Below are 17,822 nucleotides of genomic sequence, written 5' to 3'. Positions count from 1 at the left end.
TAAGCGGCGAAACGGACGTCTCCGACCGGCTCCCGAACTCGGCGGATAAGCGGTCGCGACGTCGTGTTCGGCGGTGCGTTTGGTTCGGGCGCGCCTACTTGGTTCCGTGCTTCAGGCGCCCAGGCGCATGATCTTGTGCGCGCCGGTGGCGAAGCCGATGTTTTTTTGCTCCATGTAGAACTCGAAGGACCAATCGCCTCCGTCGCGGCCGATGCCGCTGGCCTTGACCCCGCCGAAGGGGGTGGGCAGGTGCCGCACGTTCTCCGAGTTCACCCAGATCATGCCAGCCTCCAGCCGATCGGTGAAGCGCAGGGCGCGGGTCAGATCGTTGGTCCAGACATAGCCGGTCAGGCCGTATTGCGTATCATTGGCGATCTTCAGCGCCTCCTCCTCGGTCGAGAAGGGAATCGAAGTCAGCACCGGCCCGAAGATTTCCTCGCGGGCAATCCGCATGTCGTTATTGGCGTTTGTGAACAGCGTCGGGCGGACGAAATAGCCTTCGTCGCCGGCCTTCACACCGCCGGCCGCGACGGTTGCGCCGTCTTCCCTGGCGATGTCGAAATAGGAGGTCACCTTGTTGTAGTGATCTTCGGTCACCAGCGGGCCGATCTCGGTCGCCGGGTCCAGCGGGTGACCGACCTTGATGTTGTTCACGCGCTCGACGAGCTTCGCCTCGAATTCCTCGCGGATCGTGTCCTGCACGAGCAGACGCGAGGACGAGGTGCAGCGCTCGCCATTGATCGAATAGATCATGAAGATCACCGCATCGAGCGCCCGGTCGAGATCGGCGTCTTCAAAGACGATGACGGGGTTCTTGCCACCCAGTTCCAGGTGATTGCGCTTATGGGTATCGGCGCCCTGCTTGACGATCATGCTGCCGGTACGGCTTTCCCCGACAAAGGCGATTGCCTTGATCAGCGGATGTTCGCACAGCGCCTTGCCGGCATCCGGGCCAAAGCCGTTGACCGTATTCAGCACGCCTTTGGGCAGCCCCGCCTCTTCGGCGATCTCCACCAGCAGACGGGCGCTCAGCGGAGAATCCTCCGCCGGCTTGTGCACCACGGTGCAGCCCGCGGCCAGGGCCGGCGCGATCTTCCAGGTGGACAGCATGAACGGCGTGTTCCACGGCGTGATGACGCCGACCGGGCCGATGGGAACACGGGTCGTGACATTCATCAAGGTGGGCGACCTCAGATGCTGCCCATCGCGGGCCTGCACCACCTTTTCCGCGAAGAAGCGGAAATTCTCGGCCCCGCGCAGCGCCGCCTTGGACATGAAACGCAAGGTCTGCCCGGTATCCCAGCACTCGCACAGGGCGATTTCCTCCGCCCGCGCCTCGATTGCCTCGGCAACGTCGATCAGGATCTTCTTTCGCTCGAGCGCGGGCATGTCGCGCCAGGCCGGGAACGCCTCCGAGGCGGCCCTGGCCGCCGCGTCGATGTCATCCGCCGCGCCATGGGCCACATCGCAGATGGCGGATCGGTCCACCGGCGAGATCGACTGGAACACGCCCTTCGCGCCGCCGCGATCCTCGCCCGCGATCCGGTTCTTGATCCCGGTCTCCCTGAAGCGCGCCAGATAGCCATCCAGTTTTTCCAGGTTATCGGAAAGTTCGCTCATTCAAGCCTCCAGGTGATCGCGGATCGTGCCGGCTTTGGGAGACAGCTCCGGGTCGATGTCTCGCATTTCAAGTGACAGGGCGATGGAATGCCGCGCCATCGCGGGCTCCAGAAAGGCGCGCGCCGCGTCGAATATCCGCTGTGTCGCATCCTGCCTTTGCACCGCGGGGCGCCCGCCACGCAGCCGGATCGAAATGTCCACGAAGCCATGCTTCGGGTCGCCATCAGCGATTGCGCAATGGTCCGCCCGCATCGCACGAACCCGGACCCCCGCCATGACAAAGATGTCTATCGCCACCGCCGTGGCACGGATTTCCTCGCACAAGCCGCTGATATCGACAGTCTGCTCCAGATTGGCGGAGTATTCGATCTGTATATGCGGCATACCGCTTCCAAACTCGGAGGCACAGGATTTAGTTGCGATGTTAATCAAATTCGGCTTGCGCCGTCAAGCAAGAAATTTAACATCGCAAGGAACCGCATTGACTGTCGCCGCTGGCGAAATGGGTGAACGCGAGACTGCCTTCTGTCATGCGATCGCCGTTCACCGACGGCTATCCGCCTCGATTCTTCCTGCACTGGTGAACAGGCCGTTCGGGGTACTTTTGCCCACGTCACGGCCGCCAGCCCGCCACGACCATCGCAGGGGCATCCTCGTCCCGCTCGCTGGACGGTGCGTCTCATGGCGCCGCGTATTCTGCCCGCGATCCTGAAACTAGAATAGCCGGGCGATACGACTGGAATGGGGAGTTCAGGACATGGACAGGGAACGCCTTGGCGCATGGGCAGGCATTCTTTCGGGCATCGGACTGGCTGGGGAGGCTGCATTTTTTATGCTCAGCGGCTGGTCCGCCGAGGCGTTTTCCTCCTTCGACGGCGCCATCGGCATCCTGCGCGAAGGCGGCCACTTCCTGCGCCTTGCCGTCGTCTTCGGCATCTTCAACCTTGCGCTCCTGGCGCTCTTCTTCGCCGGCCTTGCGGAGCGCTTCGACCGCAAGGCGCCAGCGCTGGGCGGCGCCGTTCTCTATCTCGGCCTGGTCGGCGTCGCGGCCCATTCCATCGTGCCCATCGGCTTTTATAGCGGCGTGCCCTTGTTTCAGGACCTTGCAGGCAGACCGGATGCCGCCGTCCTCTGGAAGGGATTCAAGATGCTTCTGGATGTCGCGCAGGGGGCCGGCCTTTTCTTCATGGGGCTTTCCATGATCGCTGCGGGCATCGGCTCATGGACCCACCGCCTGCTGCCGGCGGGACTGGGCGTCGTCGCGATCCTTGCGGGCGCCATGAGCGTCCTCACCCCACTCGCCTTCGGCACCTTCCTGATGCCCGCTGCCGGATTGTTCGCGATGGGGGGAATTCTTCTGTCGATCCTGTTCCGATTCTGGGGCGGGCTGGCGCTTCTTCGGCCAGCGGAACCGTAAGGGCGCCGATGCAACGAAGGCTCGGGTTTGAAGATCCGGCGGACGGAATGACAGCTCCGCATCCCACCGCCTCGGCACCGCCGGAACCTGCCGCGCATGCGGGCGGCCAACGGCGCCGGACTCTCACAGTGCTGGCGCTCGCAACCGCCTTCGGCAGCGCCGGCCTTGCGGCCGGAGGAACGGCGGGCGGGCTTCTCGCCGTCGAGATCACGGGCACACAGGCCGTGGCGGGACTTCCGATCGGAGCCCTCATCATCGGCCAGGCGCTTTCCGCGATCCTCATGGCGGTCTTGACGCACCGGAGCGGACGCGGCCGGAGCCTGGCCATCGGCTATCTGCTGGGGATTGCCGGCGCAGCCATTGTCGCCCTGGCAGCCGTCACGGGCAGCCTTTTTGTTCTCCTCGTCGGCTCCTTGCTCCTGGGCGGCGGCAACAGCGCCGTTTTCCTCGCGCGCTATGCGGCGGCCGAGATCGGCGGCGAGGCCGTGCGGGGAAAGGCGATCGGAGCCGTGCTTTTTGCCGCCTCCATTGGCGCCATCGCCAGCCCCAACCTTCTGGGGCCCAGCAGCCAACTCGCAACGGTCCTGAACCTGCCGGCATTGACCGGGCTTTATCTGGTCGCGATCTTGTGCTTTTCCGCTGCCGGGCTGCTCTTGGCCGTGGCCTCCCTGCGACCGCGCTCCCATGGGCAAGCCGGCGCTGCACTCCTTGGTCAGCGTACTGCGCAGGCCGTCTCGTCGAGGCAGATCGTCTCCGGCCTCGGCCAGGGATCGGCATGGACCTGCCTCCTCCTGCTCGCCATCGTCAACCTCGTGATGGTCGCCGTCATGGCGATCGCGCCGATCCAGCTCGATCGTCATGGCACGGATCTGAACACCGTCGGTCTTGTCGTCGCCATCCACGTTGCCGGCATGTTTCTCCCCTCGCCGCTGTCGGGCTGGCTTGCCGACCGCATCGGCGCATGGGCCGTTGCCAGGGCGGGCGCCCTTTCCATCACCGCCGCCATGGTGACGGGCATCCTGCTCGACATGGACGATGTTCTTGCCATGTCGGCCATGCTGTTCCTGCTCGGAGTGGGATGGAATCTCGGCATCGTCGGCGGCAGCGCACTTCTGGTGACCTCGGTTCCCTCTTCGGTCCGCCCGTCCGCCGAGGGCATCGGCGAGGTCGCCATGGGACTGGCCGCTGGCACGGGTGCAGCTCTCGCCGGGCCGGTCGTCCTTGCCGGTGGCTTTGCGGCACTTTGCGCAATGGGCGCCTTGATGGCAGCCACTGCGGCTATGCTGCCCTTCCTCGCCAGCGGCTATCGCCACGTCAAGCGCCGCTCATGAAGCGCAAGGGACCGGCGGCGCGCGCCGGCGTGCGGCCGCTGACCATGCTCAGTGCCGGGCCCAGGCGGCCTCCTCACCCTGCGGAGGCTTGCCAGACATTGCACTGGGGAGTTCGGCCGCGAGGAAATCCACGAAGACGCGGACGGATGGCAGCAGGTCGCGCCGCGAGGGCATGAGCAGTGTGATGTTGACTCCGCATTCTGTCCAATTCGGCAGCACGCGCTCAAGCGCGCCGGCGGTGAGATCTCGCCGGCATATGAAGGCGGGGAGCGAAGCGATGCCGAGACCGGCCTTTGCGGCCGAAAGGAGGGTCATGAGGTCATCGGTGTGCAGGACCGGCTTGAAGGAGACGGCGGACATCCCCTCCGAACCATCGGTGAGGCGCCACATGGGCTCGGCGTCGCCACTGCCAAAGGCAAGGCCGGCGTGAGATCTCAAGTCCTCAGGTGCGGCCAGCGGCGGCGCACTCTCAAGGTACGCCGGACTTGCCACAAGCCAGCGCGGCGAGAACAGCAAGCGACGCTGAATCAGGCCGGAGTCGGGCAGATCGCCGGCATGGGCGCGGATGGCGACATCGATATTCTCGTTCACGAGATCGACATGCCTGTTGGTTGCGTACTCAACGAGATGAACCTTGGGGAATTGCACGAGAAACCGCGGCAACAGGGTCGCCAAGGCGAACTGTGCGATTGCGGTCGAGCAGGAAAACCGCACTTTGCCCATGGGCTCCGTATGGCGGCGGCGGATCGCGTGCTCACCTGCTTCCGCTTCAATGACGGCGGCAAGCGCATGGCGGTAGAATTCCCTACCGGCGTCGGTAACCGTGAACTGCCGCGAAGTGCGCTGGATGAGACGCGCGCCGAGCTGGCTTTCGAGAAGGATGACGCGCCGGCTGAGCGTGGATTTGGGAACATTGAGAGCCCGTGCCGCTGACGCGAAACCGTCATGGTCAACGACTTGGACGAAATAATAAAGATCGTTCAGGTTCAGCATGCTGCCTCATCGTCCCAGGCCATGGACGACAAGCCGCATTTCTACTTGCTTTCGCATACGTCGTCCAGGGTCGCAGCGATGCTGCCATGCCACAGCCCATGTGGCGCGCGCCGCGCCGGGCCTCGCGAAGCATCGACGACGAACAGGCCGTGTTTCCCTTGCCAGCGATAGACCGCCCATGCCCGCGAAGGACGCCGGATCATTCCCACTCGATCGTCTTTAAAATCAGCTAGAGCCTCGCTCTGTCCGTCAGAAAAGCTATGGCGTTGTTCTTGAATGCGCCCGCGTTACCGAATCTGAGTTAGGAGAATAAACAGCGGCCAGCATCGGCCGCGCCAAATGTGCTTGTACTGCCGTCCTTGATCACCGGAGCGCAGGAAAGCTCAAGACGCGGGCGGCTTCCTTGAGATATTGCAGATAAGTCTGCTTGTTAGCCACGCCATCCTCACGTGGTGCAACAAGACATAGCGTAGCAACACATTTGCGTTCCGCGTCGGTTACAGGAACGGCAAAACAGTGGGTGAAGCTGTCCACAATGCTGTTGAAGGTAAAGTCCCCCCTGGCCGTAGCATCTCTTACCTGCTGCAGGAAATCCGCCGGATCGAGCCAGCCTCCATCTGGCAATTGAAAATCCTCAGCAGGGATGAAATCGAGGATTTCCTGATCGCTCATATGCCCAACCAGCAGGCGCCCTGATGCGGTCCACGGAATCGGTACGGACTGTCCAGTATCAGATGAGATGCGAAATGGTCGTGCGCCCTCTTTCATTCGCACGACCGTGTATTTGTTACCGTCAAGCATACAGAATTGCGCGGTTTCACGAGTCTTCCTGGCAACAGTCTCCAGTGCCACCTCGCACTCTCGCGTGAAGTCGAACTGCGCCTCGTAAGCCGCCCCGAGAAAATAGAGTTTCCGGCCCAGAAAGACCCGACCGTCGGCCCCGACAAATTCCAGGATCTCGTTGCGCAGGAGCAGGTTCACCAGCTCATAGACCGACGATCGTGGAGCACCGATCTGAACGGCGATCTCATTGGGGCGCATCGGTGCTTTGTGGTTGCGCAGAAAATCGAGAATCTCAAAGGCACGATCGAGGCCGCGGGCACGCTTTGCGGTGGCAGTCGTTTCTACAACGTCCAAGGGTCCGGTCTCCTTCGCTTCGGGCCTCGTTCTTCTTCTGAACTCCCGCCCCGTGTCAATTCTCAACCTCTGCCCTTTGAAAGGCATGTCCCCAGAGTCGGCGGCAGCCACTTGCAGAGAAGACAAAAGGCGGTAGTATGATCTTCCATTATATAGATCATATGCACAATATAATGGACACATCAAGCAGCGACGTCCAAAGCGCTGTGCTTGTCACCAAGGGAGAGAACCATGAAACTATTGCATCTGAAGGATGCGGCGCGCCGCCACCTGCTTCTGGGCGCGGCTGCCATATCGATAGTGTTCGCCGGGGCTGGATCAGCCTTTGCCGCTGCCAATTGCATGACGGGAGAGCGGCAAGCGCCTTACACGATCGGTTGGGCCAATATCTATTCCGTTCCGACATGGATGAAGCAGACCGAAGGCACCATTGCTGCCGAAGTGGAACGGCTTAAGAAAGAAGGGCTGGTTGATGATCTGATGATCACCGACGCCCAAGGCAATGCTCAGACGCAGATCCAGCACATCCAGTCGATGATTGATGCGGATGTCGACGCTATCGTCGTCATTGCCGGCTCATCCAACGCGCTTGATCGGGTGATTTCGGACGCCTGCGACAAAGGCATCGCCGTGGTAAACTTTGACAGCCTTGTAAACACTGACAAGGTCACAGCGAAGATCAACACCGATTCAAACGAATGGGGCGCGGCAGCTGCCCAGTGGATGGCCGATCAGCTGGGCGGCGAAGGCAAGATCATCATCATGAATGGCCCCGCCGGTATCTCCGTGAGCGATGATCGCCGCAAGGGTGCGCAGCCGGTATTGGACGCCAATCCCGGCATCGAAATCCTGACCGAAACCAACACCGAATACAATGTCGCCCCGGCACAGGAGGCAATGACCAGCCTGCTGTTTGCCAATCCGGAAATTGACGGCGTTCTTTCGCTTGGCGGCGCCCTTTCAGCCGGTTCCGTTCTTGCTTTCGACCGCCAGGGCCGTCAGCAGGTGCCGACCACCGGCGAGAATGCGCGTCAGTTCCTGGAGCTCTGGAAAGAAAAAGGACTGAAAGGCTGGGCGACCATGCAGCCGAACTGGCTGGGGGCTCTGTCCGTTTATGCCGCCGTTCAGGCTCTTGAAGGCAAGGACGTACCGGCTTTCGTAAAGGTGCCTCTGCCCGTCATCAATGACGAGAATATTGACGGTTATCTCGCGCGTGCCGACCAGTTCCCGGCTGACGGCTATATCTACTCTGACTACGACCGCGCCCTCTTTGACAAGCTGCTGGCGCAGTAAGACGAGAAGGTCGTTGTTGATGACGAAGGCCAACCCCCTGCTTGAAGCCAGGCAGGTGTTCAAGGGGTTTTTCGGCAATCCGGTGCTCAAGGGCGTAAGCATCGCCCTTGAGCCTGGACGCGTTCACGCTCTTCTTGGCGAAAACGGCGCTGGAAAATCGACGCTGATCAATCTGCTCTCGGGCGCTCTACAGCCTGACACGGGCGATATCGTCGTTGACGGCCAACCCGTCTCGCGTTTCAGCCCTGCTGCTGCGCGCAAGGCGGGTATAGCCGTCGTTCAACAGGAGCTGAGCCTTGCCGCCGAGCTTTCCATCGCCGAGAATATCGGTCTTGGCGCTCTGCCGCGGCGCTTTGGGATCATAGACTATAACGCGCTTTGCGCTTCCGCTGCGGAAGTCTGCAAGCGGGTCGGCCTGACCGAGCCGCTCGATATGCCCGTCGGCGATCTTTCGCTTGGCCGTCGGCAGATGGTGGAAATCGCCAAAGCGCTTTTCCGCAGGCCCCGCGTGCTCATTCTGGATGAGCCGACTTCGTCCCTGTCGGCGCATGAGGCGGGTATTTTGGCGGGCCTCATCCGCAAACTGCGCGATGAAGGTATCGCACTCCTCTATATTTCCCACCGCCTCAACGAGGTCCAGGCGCTGTGTTCGCATGTGACGGTGCTGAAAGATGGCGTTGTCACCGCCGATCAGCCGTTGGCCGGCGTCGATAATGAAGGTCTCGTGCGCCTGATGGTTGGCCGGGATGCAGGCGATCTTTTCCCCGCCCGGCAGGACAGTCTGACAGGTGCCGAACTCATCCATGTGAAGAGATTTTCCGCAGGCACTGCCCTCGATGTCGACTTCCAGGCTTCCGCCGGCGAGATTGTCGGTATTGGCGGTCTCGTGGGACAAGGGCAGGAGGATTTTCTGCTCGGCCTTTACGGTGCCATACCTGCTTCCGCCGAAAGGGCGGAGATTTCCGGAAGCAACCGCCCGTTCAAAAGCGTAGAGGCAGCCAACGAGGCTGGCCTTGCCTATGTGCCCGCCGACCGCAAGCATGAGGGGCTCGTTCTCCCTCATACCATCGCATCCAACCTGCTTCTGCCCTCGCTAGGCAAACTGGTGAAGCACGGTCTGCGCGACCGTACCGCCGAGCGCGACTTGGTCGCCGATCTCGCTAAAAGGCTCACGATCAAAGGCGATGTGGACCGCCCAGTTCAGGCTCTCTCCGGCGGCAACCAGCAAAAGGTGGCCTTGGCGAAATGGCTGCCGCTCAATCCTTCCGTGCTCCTGCTCAACGACCCGACCCGAGGCGTCGATATCGAGACCAAGCGCGAGATCTATCTCATGCTGCAATCCTTCGCCCGCGAAGGGAAGCTGGTCATTCTCCTCAGTTCCGACACGCCCGAGCTCGTCCATCTTTGCGATCGTGTTGCCGTGTTCCGCGAGGGGCGGGTCGTGGCCACGCTGCCACACCCTGAGATCTCCGAAGAAGCGATTGTCGGCGCCGCCATGGGCGTCTTGGCAAAAGGAGCAGCGGCATGAATGCCACCACCGTTCCGGCTAACCTCTATGCCGCGGTCCAGAAGCGGCGTAATCGCGGCCTGGCGGGCCTCTATCTGGTCGTGGCCGCATTTCTTGTGGTCTACGCTGTCCTGTTTCCTGGCCTTCTCAGCGTTGGCGGTTTCTCCAAGTTCACCCAGAACTGGTTTCCGCTTGCGCTCGTCACCATGGCGCAGGCCCTGATGATGCTGAATGGCGGCATCTCGCTCGCCATTGGACCATTGGTCAGCTTGGGCGCGGTCATCGCTGCCGTCACCATGGGTGGGACGCTTGGCGCCCTGGGTGGGCTGCTTGCGGTCTCGGCCACCGGTCTTTTCATCGGCGCGGTGACCGGCGGCATCGTCGCCTATCTGCGCCTGCCGGCCATCATCGTCACGCTGGCTGGCTCGTTCATCATCACCGGCGTCGCTCTTATCCTTCTGCCACGTCCGGGCGGGTACGTCCCTGAATGGTTTTCCGATCTGCTCGCCGGCCACACGCCGGTCGCCTTCGGCCTTCTGGTCCTGCTTCTGATCGGGTGGAAACTCTATCTTGCAACACCGCTCGGCGTTGGCATTTACGCGGCCGGCAACAATCCAGTCGGCGCGTTTCGTTCGGGCGTTCCCGTCGAGCGGGTCAAGGTGTTCGCCTTCGCGCTGTCGGGGCTGCTTGCCATGCTTGCCGGCCTTTTTGTGGCCGCACAAACCGGATCGGGCGATCCCGTCATAGGAACGCCGTTCACGCTCAACTCCATCGCCGGCGCAGTGCTTGGCGGTGTCGCGTTCCTTGGTGGCAAGGGCACGATGCGCGGCGTCATCTGCGGGAGCCTGCTGCTCTCGGTCATGATCAACGTCATGTTCTTCCTGGGCTTCCCTCCGGTCGCCCAGTATGTGGCGCAAGGCCTCATCATCGTCGGCGCCGTTGCGATCCCGCAATTGACCAGCCAGTGGAGGACAAGGCCTTGAACACCGTCAAAGCAGTCTTCCGCAATCCGCCACTTCTGACGCTGATCCTGGTGATACTGGTCTGGATCGTTGCCAGCCTCACGCTGCGCGGTTTCGGGGCCTATGGTCATCTGCGCTATCTTCTCGAGCTTTCGGCAGTCATTGGCATCGCCGCCGCCGGGCAGACGCTGGTGATCCTCATGGGAGGTATCGACCTTTCCGTCGGGGCGGTTATCACGGTCACGGCAATTCTTCTTCCTCTCATTTCACCAGACTCCGACCCCAGCGGGCTCGCCGGCATCGTGCTAACGCTAGGCATCGCCTCCGGCATCGGCCTTTTGAATGGCGTCGGCGCTGCCTATCTCAAGGTGCCACCCATAATCATGACACTGGCAATGGCAACCTTCCTCCAGGGCATGCTGGTCATCATTGCAGGCGGCAGTGCCGTCTCGGTGACCAACGCCTCCGTCGTCTGGCTTGGGCAGGCACGTCCGTTCGGTGTCCCGGCAGGCGTTCTTCTGTGGCTCTTCGTTTCCATTGCAATGCTCGTCATCATCCATCGCATGCCGGCCGGAGCGCGTTTCCTGGCACTTGGCGCGAACCCCCTCGCCGCCCGTTTGTCAGGCATAAGCGTCAGGCGCGACACGCTGTTTCTGTTCACGCTCTCGGGTTTCTTCGCCGGTCTTGCGGGCATCCTGATCCTCGGCATGAACCGTCAGGGCTATGTCGGAATCGGCGATCCCTACCTGCTCACATCAATCGCCGCCGTGGTTCTCGGCGGCACCTCTATTCTCGGTGGGCGTGGCACTTATGCAGGCACGATCCCCGGCGCCATTCTGCTCGTCACCACCACGGCGCTGATCACCGTCGTCAATGCCTCGCCCGGTTGGCGCTCGATCATGTTCGGCTCGCTCATTCTGGCACTGCTCCTGATCTCGGGTCGGGAGGCGCGGCGATGAATCCTGCCTATACGGGCCCGGTCATCGACCCGCACCACCATCTCTGGGATCTTTCGCTTGGTCGGCATCCGTGGCTTGCGTCACCGGTAGCCGGTCAGGACGAGATGGTGCATGGCAGCATCGCTTCGATCCGGCGCGACTATGGCGTGAGCGAATATCTGCGGGACACTTCCCGGCAGAACATCGTCGCTACTGTTCACGTCGAAGCCGGCTGGTCGGATGATTTCCCGCTGGAGGAGACACGCTGGCTCGACAGCCTCGACAAGCGTTCCGGTGTCGCAGCACGTTATGTGGCGCGGGTGCCCCTTTCAAGCAAAAACACGCCGCGGCTGCTTGAACTGGAGGCTGCGAACTCCGCTGTTGTCGGCATTCGCGACATCGTCAGCTGGCACCCCGACCCGGCAAAAAGCTTTGTACCCCGCGAGGACATGATGAGTGACCCGCGCTGGCGCGAGGGCCTTTCCAATGCGACCGCGCTCGGCCTCAGTTTCGATCTGATGCTTTATCCCTGGCAGATGGGGGAGGCGCTCAGCCTTGCTGCCGGTTTTCCCGACACCCAATTCGTGCTCAACCATTGCGGCAGCCCGGCAGACCGCAGCACGGACGGCATGGCGCTCTGGCGCAAGGGTCTGGCAGAGCTGTCCAGCGCTCCCAATATTGCGATCAAGATTTCCAATCCCGTAGCGTACGATCCCGACTGGACGATCGACAGCCTGCGCATGGTGATCGATCACTGCATCGGCTGCTTCGGTCCGGAACGTGCGATGTTCGCCAGCGATCTTCCCGTTGCTGGCATTCATGCAGATTTCAATGCGCTTTACGATGGGTTCAGAACCATCGCCACCAGCTACTCGCGCGATGAGCAGGAAGCCCTGTTCTTCTCAACGGCAAGCCGTATCTATCGTCTCGGCCTGCCGTCTTCGCAAAGATCACAGGATTCTTCCCATGTCTGACGCCACGCTCACCACAGCAGGCGATCCCGTCATTGACGACCGTATTCGTGGGTTTCCCTCGGGCCACCCGCCCCTGCCTCTCAGCGCCATCGCCGACAGGGGATGGAAGCCCTTCGACGGCAACATGTCACTGCCGTTGATCTCGCTCGATGAGGCCGCTTTCGCCAGCAATATCACGCTGATGATGACTTACGTTCGTGAGCAGGGAGTGAAGATTGCGCCGCATGCGAAGACACCGATGTCACCAGCCATTGCCGGGCGCCTTGTGCAGGCGGGGGCATGGGGTGTCACCGTCGCCGATATCCGGCAGGCGTCGGTCATGCTCAGGGCAGGCTTCCGCCGCCTTATTCTTGCAAACGAAATCGGCGGGCCCGCAGCCGCCCGGCGGCTCGCACGTCTGTTTTCCGCCTATCCCGACGCAGATGCCTCGGTCTTCGTCGACTCACATGACATGCTGGATGCGCTTGCCGCTGCTTGGTCGTCTTCAGCTGATCTTCCGCCGCTCGGGCTTCTGGTCGAGTTGGGTGCCGCTCGCGCCGGGGTCCGGTCCAGTGGCACCGCCCTTCAACTCGCTCTGGCCGTTCTCGAACGCGAAACGGCAAACTTCCGGCTTGCCGGCGTCGCAGCCTATGAAGGGGCCGCGGCAACGTCCGACGCGGCCGAGACAGCGCGGCGCATTTCCGCCTTGGTCGAACATACGCGCCAGCTTTTCTCTATCCTGCGTGAACGGCTCGGAACCGAACGCCCAATGATTGTTACCGCCGGCGGCTCGGTCTATTTTGACATGGTGGTTCGCGGGCTTGCAGCAGCGATTTCTGGCGATCCGAACGCGGTCCTGATCCTGCGCAGCGGTGCGATCTTTTTCCACGATCATGGTGTTTATGAGCGCGGGCTGACCGGCCTCGACAAGCGTTCCGGTTTCGTGATCGGCGGGAAAGCGGTTTCCGCAGCGAATAGCTTTCGACCCGCGCTTCGCGTATGGGCCGAAGTTCTTTCACGCCCAGAGTCGGGGCTTGCGATCTGCGGCATGGGGTTGCGCGACGTAGCTAACGACCAGGGCTTGCCTCGCCCGCTGACATTCTACCGCGATGGCGAGGCAAAGGCTTTGCCCGAGACAGTTCGCGTCACCGCACTCAATGATCAGCATGCCTTTGTCTCCCTTGGCCACGGCGTGAATCTGCGTGTCGGCGACGTATTGGAACTAGGCATCTCGCATCCCTGCACCTGCCTGGACCGACACGCAATTCTCTACGGCCTCGACAATGATCACCAGGTTGTCGCGGCCTATCCGACCAGCTTCGGCTGATTCTCTCCCAACTCCACCTCTTCAGGAAAAGGAATTGTACAGAATGATCATGCGCTACCGGAAGGGCTCCCGGATGAGCCAGGCTGTTGTTTATGGCGGTCTCGTCCATATTGCCGGACAGGTCTCCGATGACCGCAAAGCGGGCGTTGAGGAGCAGACGGCAGATGTTCTGCGCAAGATCGACGCTCTTCTGGCTGAAGCCGGCACGAACCGCTCAAAGCTTCTGGCCGTCAACATTTTCCTGCCGGCAATCATGGATTTCGATGCGATGAATAGCGTCTACGACGTCTGGATCGATCCGGAGAACCCGCCGGCTCGCGCCTGCGTCGAGGCACGCCTTGCCGACCCGAACTTGCGTGTCGAAATGACGGCTGTTGCCGCAGTCTAATACCTCGCCGGCGCCCCGGCGCGCCGGCTCATTTCCGGTGATCGAGGCCCGCCATGCACACAGGCATTGTTCATTCCATCGATCTCGAGGCCGAGGGCGTCCACTCAGGCTTCCTCGCAATTCCTTATTCGGTGGACCGGTCGCCCTACTACCAGATCCGTATTCCCTATCTGCGCGTTCGGAAGGGAGAAGGCGCAAGCCTACTCCTGATGGCAGGCAATCATGGCGATGAGTACGAGGGCGAGCTTCAGCTCGCCCGGCTCATGCGTCGCCTGATGACGCTCGATATCAAAGGAACCGTGACCGTTCTGCCGATTGTCAATCAACCTGCTGTCATGGCAGCCCGCCGCTGTTCCCCCTTCGATAGTGGAAACCTCAACCGTGCATTTCCGGGCGATCCCGTCGGAACGCCCACCGAACGGATAGCCCATTTCCTCGAAAAGGAGCTTTTCCCGCGCCACGATGTGTTCTTCGATCTCCACTCGGGCGGAACCTCCATGGCGCACCTGCCCTGCACGCTGATCGAGCGGCAGGCAGAGCCTGCACGCTTCGAGCAAACCCTCAACCTCATGCGAAAGATGGGTGCTCGCTACGCTTTGGTCGCCGATAACGGCCCGGCAGCACCAACCTCTATGGGCGCGGCGGGAAGAGCCGGCGCTATCGGCCTTTCCGGCGAATTTGGTGGCGGCGGGACAGTGACACCCGACAGCATGGCCTTTACCGCCGGAGCCATCGACCGTCTGCTTCTCGCGCTCGGCATCGTTTCCGGCCCGGTGCTTTCCACCAGCCTGGAAGAAGATCTCCCACCGCTCCAACTCCTTTCCCTGTCCCGCCACTCTCAGGGCATCTATGCAGGCCGGCGGGGCTGGTTCGAGCCTGCAGTCCGCCTTGGTGACCATGTTGCGGCGGGTGACCTGGCCGGCTGGTACCACGACCTTGAACGCATCGGTGCACCCGAGAAAGCATTGCATTTTGCCGAAGGCGGCATTGTCATCTCCCACCGGCTTCACTGCGACAGCCAGGCAGGCGACTGCCTGATGCAGGTGGCCGAACCAATTGAGGCCTGAGAGGAATAGAATGACCGATACCCTCATTCGCGCAGCACGCATCATCGACGGCACCGGCGCGCCCTGGTATCGCGGCGACATTCTGTTGTCTGGCGGTCGCATCACCCGCATCGGGCGTGACCTGCCGGTGTCCGGTGCGCGCGTGGTGGATGCCGACGAACGCTATGCCGCACCCGGCTTTATCGATGCCCACTGCCATGACGATCTGATCTGCCTGCGTGAGCGCGGGCGTCCCGAAAAGGCCTTTCAGGGCGTCACCAGCGTCGTCGTGGGCAATTGCTCCTTCTCGCTCTACCCCGCCACGCCAACATCCCGCGAGGATCTGCGCCAGCACTTTTCCGGTCTTTTGGGCGAAACGAAAGACAGCGAAATCTTTGCTGATCTCAATGGCTATCGCCACGCGCTTTGTGAGGCCGATGGCGCTGGCATCGCGGTGAATCTCGTCTCCCTTGTGGGACATGCGGCACTGCGGCTCGCCATAATCGGACATGACGACCGCCCTGCAACGCCGGAGGAAAGAGAGGCCATGTGCAGCCTTCTGGAAACCCAGCTTCTGCAGGGTGCTGCTGGTCTGTCACTTGGGCTCGTCTACCCGCCGAGCGCCTTTGCCGATGAGGCCGAACTGGTCGCGCTCGGGCGGACGGTGGGACGTAATGGCCGGGTGCTCGCCGCTCATATCCGTTCCTATGAGGCAGGGCTGCTCGATGCCACGGAGGAATTCGGGCGCGTGCTGGGGGCATCGGGTGCGGCAGGCCTCCTGTCACATCTGCAATCCGCCGGCCATCCCAATTGGGGCCGCATCCCCGATGCCATCTCGCTTCTGGAATCCATGCGCCGGGATGGTATTGATGTGAGCTTCGACATGTACCCCTACCCCGCCGGCAGCACATGGATTCTCCAGCTTCTGCCCGCAGCCTCCATGGAGGGAGGGCTGTCCGGGCTGCGCCGCCGTCTTGCCGATCCCGCGCAACGGATGGTCCTGCGCCGCTGGGTGAATCAGGGCGGACCGGAATTTCCGGGCCAGAGCAAGGTATCGCTCATCGGTTGGGAGAATGTTCGCCTGTCTGCTGTGCGGCTCGAGTCCCTGAAGCATCTGGAAGGGCTCGATATGAAAGCAGCCGCGGCAAGACTTGAAATCGAGCCCTTCGATCTCATGCTGCGCTTGATCGAGGAGGATGACGGCCAGACTGGTATCATCCTGTTCCAACTTTCCGAAGAAGACCTCCATGCGGCCTGCTGCAACAGGCTTTTTATGGCCGGTTCTGACGGACTTCCACGCCCGGGCTCAAAGCCGCATCCGCGGGCCTTCGGAACCTTCCCGCGCCTCGCCGGACCGCTTGTTCGCGACAAAACCTGGTTCTCGCTGGAAGAGGCCGTGCGTCGCATGACATCCATGGCCGCGCAGCGCTTTTCGCTTGCAGACCGGGGGCTTCTGCGCCCCGGCATGGCGGGCGATGTCGTGCTCTTCGAGCACAGTATCACGGATCGCGCCACCTTCGATGAGCCATCGCAATTGCCGTCCGGTGTCAGCCATCTGTTCGTCAATGGCGGCATGGTCATTGAAGACCACAACGAGACAGCTACGCGTCTCGGCCGCGTTCTCTAGCCCGTTCCGCCGCCCCGTCTGGGGTCTACTGAAGTTGGATTTAAGGAATGCCCGTTATGCATCTGTCAATGTGGACCTATCCTTGGGATGTGCAGGATCAGGGGCTTGCCGGAACCGTTGCCGAGCTGCGGGATCGTGCCGGGCTCAACACCGTAAGCCTTGCCACCTCCTACCATGCAGGCCGCTTTCTCCAACCGCGCAGCCCGCACCAGAAGGCCTATTTCCCCGAGGATGGAACCGTCTATTTCCAGCCTGACGAGGCCCTTTGGGCGGACCGGGAAATCAAACCTCTTATGGCACGCAACGTTGCAGAGCGCGGCGACATGCTGAAAGTTTTGACCGATGCGCGTGCGCAAACCGGCATGAAGGTCTCCTGCTGGACGGTCTGCCTGCACAACACCCGGCTGGGCATGCTCCATCCTGACCACGTGACCCGCAATGCCTTCGGCAATCCGAATTATTACAATCTCTGCCCGTCGAGCCCAGCAGCCCGCGCCTATGTGACGACGCTCGTTCAGGATGTCAGCACACGCTACCGGCCGGACATGATCGAGCTGGAGAGCCCGAACTTCATGGGTTTTGCCCATGAATACCATCATGAGAAGGACGGTGTCGGGCTCAATGCGGAGGATGATTTCCTCCTGTCACTCTGCTTCTGCGCACATTGCATGGCGCGCGCACAGAAAGCCGGAATCAATGCCGAAGGCGCGCGCAAAACCGCCCACCGCTTCATCGCCGCAATGTGCGAGCGCGAAGTTCCCGAAAAACAGTTTCCCGATTTCCCGGAAGCCGGTCTCGATGCTTTCAATGCCCATGAAGATCTGCGCGCCTTCCTCGCCTGGCGCAGCAAACCGGTAACGTCACTCATCACGGAAATCCGCGCGGCTGCACATCCTGAGACCAGGGTCGTCCTCATCGACCTTGCTGACGGGTGGTTGGGCGGTGTGGACCTCAAGGAGGCGGCAGGTGCCTGCGATGGCGCGATCCTGTGCTGCTATTGCATGGAGCCGGAAGCCGTGAGCGGGATATTCCGCAACGCACGCGGCATCATCGGTCCTGAAAAGTTTCTCGGCGTCGGGCTCCGCGTCTTCTACCCGGAGATGGAAAACGGTGATGCCCTTGCCATACGGACGCGAGCGGCCATCTCCGCCGGCGCCAACGGGGTGAACTTCTACAACTACGGCCTCATTCCCGAAAAACGTCTCGATTGGGTGAAGACCGCTACGGGCCGACTCGCTCAGTTGGCCTGAATCGCTCTGTGCAGACGCCCTGTCAGATCTGCT

At 61.8% G+C, this 17,822-nt stretch carries 16 protein-coding genes; 12 read left to right on the top strand and 4 right to left on the bottom strand.

What is annotated here, in order from left to right; all coding sequences use genetic code 11:
• Positions 1 to 111: 111 nt before the first annotated feature.
• Both hpaE and NTH_RS15735 read right to left on the bottom strand, forming a co-directional pair.
• The gene (hpaE, locus tag NTH_RS15740) at positions 112 to 1,620 is read right to left on the bottom strand and encodes a 5-carboxymethyl-2-hydroxymuconate semialdehyde dehydrogenase (RefSeq protein WP_338530899.1); all 1,509 of its coding nucleotides are present in this window, start codon (positions 1,618 to 1,620) and stop codon (positions 112 to 114) included.
• Positions 1,621 to 2,004, bottom strand: coding sequence for a 5-carboxymethyl-2-hydroxymuconate isomerase (locus tag NTH_RS15735; protein WP_338530898.1), 384 nt, complete (start codon positions 2,002 to 2,004; stop codon positions 1,621 to 1,623).
• Between the two features lie 373 nt (positions 2,005 to 2,377).
• On the opposite strand from NTH_RS15735, the gene NTH_RS15730 reads away from it, so the two are divergent.
• Positions 2,378 to 3,037 carry a hypothetical protein gene (locus NTH_RS15730; RefSeq protein WP_338530897.1) on the top strand — a complete coding sequence of 220 codons (660 nt, stop codon included), beginning with the start codon at positions 2,378 to 2,380 and terminating at the stop codon, positions 3,035 to 3,037.
• 128 nt (positions 3,038 to 3,165) lie between these two features.
• Positions 3,166 to 4,368: an MFS transporter gene (locus NTH_RS15725; protein WP_338530896.1), complete on the top strand. Its 1,203-nt coding sequence runs from the start codon at positions 3,166 to 3,168 to the stop codon at positions 4,366 to 4,368.
• Positions 4,369 to 4,416: 48 nt separating this feature from the next.
• On the opposite strand, the gene NTH_RS15720 is transcribed toward NTH_RS15725, so the two are convergent.
• Together NTH_RS15720 and NTH_RS15715 are read right to left on the bottom strand one after the other, a co-directional pair.
• Positions 4,417 to 5,361, bottom strand: coding sequence for a LysR substrate-binding domain-containing protein (locus NTH_RS15720; RefSeq protein WP_338530895.1), 945 nt, complete (start codon positions 5,359 to 5,361; stop codon positions 4,417 to 4,419).
• Between the two features lie 363 nt (positions 5,362 to 5,724).
• The gene (locus NTH_RS15715) at positions 5,725 to 6,498 is read right to left on the bottom strand and encodes an IclR family transcriptional regulator (protein WP_338530894.1); all 774 of its coding nucleotides are present in this window, start codon (positions 6,496 to 6,498) and stop codon (positions 5,725 to 5,727) included.
• 231 nt (positions 6,499 to 6,729) lie between these two features.
• On the opposite strand from NTH_RS15715, the gene NTH_RS15710 reads away from it, so the two are divergent.
• The 10 genes from NTH_RS15710 to NTH_RS15665 are packed head-to-tail and all read left to right on the top strand — an operon-like array spanning position 6,730 to position 17,789.
• On the top strand, positions 6,730 to 7,791 hold the full coding sequence (locus NTH_RS15710) for an ABC transporter substrate-binding protein (RefSeq protein ID WP_338530893.1): 1,062 nt from the start codon (positions 6,730 to 6,732) through the stop codon (positions 7,789 to 7,791).
• 19 nt (positions 7,792 to 7,810) lie between these two features.
• A complete protein-coding gene (locus NTH_RS15705; RefSeq protein ID WP_338530892.1) occupies positions 7,811 to 9,319 on the top strand; it encodes a sugar ABC transporter ATP-binding protein in 1,509 nt (502 codons plus the stop codon).
• Complete coding sequence (locus NTH_RS15700) at positions 9,316 to 10,281, top strand: ABC transporter permease (RefSeq protein WP_338530891.1); 966 nt, start codon at positions 9,316 to 9,318, stop codon at positions 10,279 to 10,281. Before NTH_RS15705 ends, NTH_RS15700 begins: the two co-directional genes overlap by 4 nt.
• Entirely contained in the window at positions 10,278 to 11,219 is a 942-nt protein-coding gene (locus NTH_RS15695; protein ID WP_338530890.1) for an ABC transporter permease, read from the top strand. Before NTH_RS15700 ends, NTH_RS15695 begins: the two co-directional genes overlap by 4 nt.
• The gene (locus NTH_RS15690; protein WP_338530889.1) at positions 11,216 to 12,172 is read left to right on the top strand and encodes an amidohydrolase family protein; all 957 of its coding nucleotides are present in this window, start codon (positions 11,216 to 11,218) and stop codon (positions 12,170 to 12,172) included. Before NTH_RS15695 ends, NTH_RS15690 begins: the two co-directional genes overlap by 4 nt.
• Positions 12,165 to 13,478 (top strand): alanine racemase, encoded by a 1,314-nt coding sequence (locus NTH_RS15685; RefSeq protein WP_338530888.1) that lies wholly within the window; start codon positions 12,165 to 12,167, stop codon positions 13,476 to 13,478. The genes NTH_RS15690 and NTH_RS15685 overlap by 8 nt, the downstream gene beginning before the upstream one ends.
• 43 nt (positions 13,479 to 13,521) lie before the next feature.
• Positions 13,522 to 13,866 (top strand): RidA family protein, encoded by a 345-nt coding sequence (locus NTH_RS15680; RefSeq protein WP_338531935.1) that lies wholly within the window; start codon positions 13,522 to 13,524, stop codon positions 13,864 to 13,866.
• Between the two features lie 53 nt (positions 13,867 to 13,919).
• Complete coding sequence (locus tag NTH_RS15675; protein WP_338530887.1) at positions 13,920 to 14,933, top strand: succinylglutamate desuccinylase/aspartoacylase domain-containing protein; 1,014 nt, start codon at positions 13,920 to 13,922, stop codon at positions 14,931 to 14,933.
• Positions 14,934 to 14,943: 10 nt separating this feature from the next.
• On the top strand, positions 14,944 to 16,539 hold the full coding sequence (locus NTH_RS15670) for an N-acyl-D-amino-acid deacylase family protein (protein WP_338530886.1): 1,596 nt from the start codon (positions 14,944 to 14,946) through the stop codon (positions 16,537 to 16,539).
• Positions 16,540 to 16,595: 56 nt separating this feature from the next.
• Complete coding sequence (locus tag NTH_RS15665) at positions 16,596 to 17,789, top strand: hypothetical protein (RefSeq protein ID WP_338530885.1); 1,194 nt, start codon at positions 16,596 to 16,598, stop codon at positions 17,787 to 17,789.
• Positions 17,790 to 17,822 lie beyond the last annotated feature (33 nt).

It is taken from the genome of Nitratireductor thuwali (assembly GCF_036621415.1).
GTDB lineage: Bacteria > Pseudomonadota > Alphaproteobacteria > Rhizobiales > Rhizobiaceae > Chelativorans > Chelativorans thuwali.
The sequence above is the reverse complement of the archived record's forward strand: the minus strand, read 5'-3'. Positions and strand labels throughout refer to the sequence as shown.

Coding starts and splice junctions, on each gene's coding strand:
- hpaE (WP_338530899.1), bottom strand. CDS start 1,620: ATGAGCGAACTTTCCGATAACCTGGAAAAACTGGATGGCTATCTGGCG.
- NTH_RS15735 (WP_338530898.1), bottom strand. CDS start 2,004: ATGCCGCATATACAGATCGAATACTCCGCCAATCTGGAGCAGACTGTC.
- NTH_RS15730 (WP_338530897.1), top strand. CDS start 2,378: ATGGACAGGGAACGCCTTGGCGCATGGGCAGGCATTCTTTCGGGCATC.
- NTH_RS15720 (WP_338530895.1), bottom strand. CDS start 5,361: ATGCTGAACCTGAACGATCTTTATTATTTCGTCCAAGTCGTTGACCAT.
- NTH_RS15710 (WP_338530893.1), top strand. CDS start 6,730: ATGAAACTATTGCATCTGAAGGATGCGGCGCGCCGCCACCTGCTTCTG.
- NTH_RS15705 (WP_338530892.1), top strand. CDS start 7,811: ATGACGAAGGCCAACCCCCTGCTTGAAGCCAGGCAGGTGTTCAAGGGG.
- NTH_RS15700 (WP_338530891.1), top strand. CDS start 9,316: ATGAATGCCACCACCGTTCCGGCTAACCTCTATGCCGCGGTCCAGAAG.
- NTH_RS15690 (WP_338530889.1), top strand. CDS start 11,216: ATGAATCCTGCCTATACGGGCCCGGTCATCGACCCGCACCACCATCTC.
- NTH_RS15685 (WP_338530888.1), top strand. CDS start 12,165: ATGTCTGACGCCACGCTCACCACAGCAGGCGATCCCGTCATTGACGAC.
- NTH_RS15680 (WP_338531935.1), top strand. CDS start 13,522: ATGATCATGCGCTACCGGAAGGGCTCCCGGATGAGCCAGGCTGTTGTT.
- NTH_RS15675 (WP_338530887.1), top strand. CDS start 13,920: ATGCACACAGGCATTGTTCATTCCATCGATCTCGAGGCCGAGGGCGTC.
- NTH_RS15670 (WP_338530886.1), top strand. CDS start 14,944: ATGACCGATACCCTCATTCGCGCAGCACGCATCATCGACGGCACCGGC.
- NTH_RS15665 (WP_338530885.1), top strand. CDS start 16,596: ATGCATCTGTCAATGTGGACCTATCCTTGGGATGTGCAGGATCAGGGG.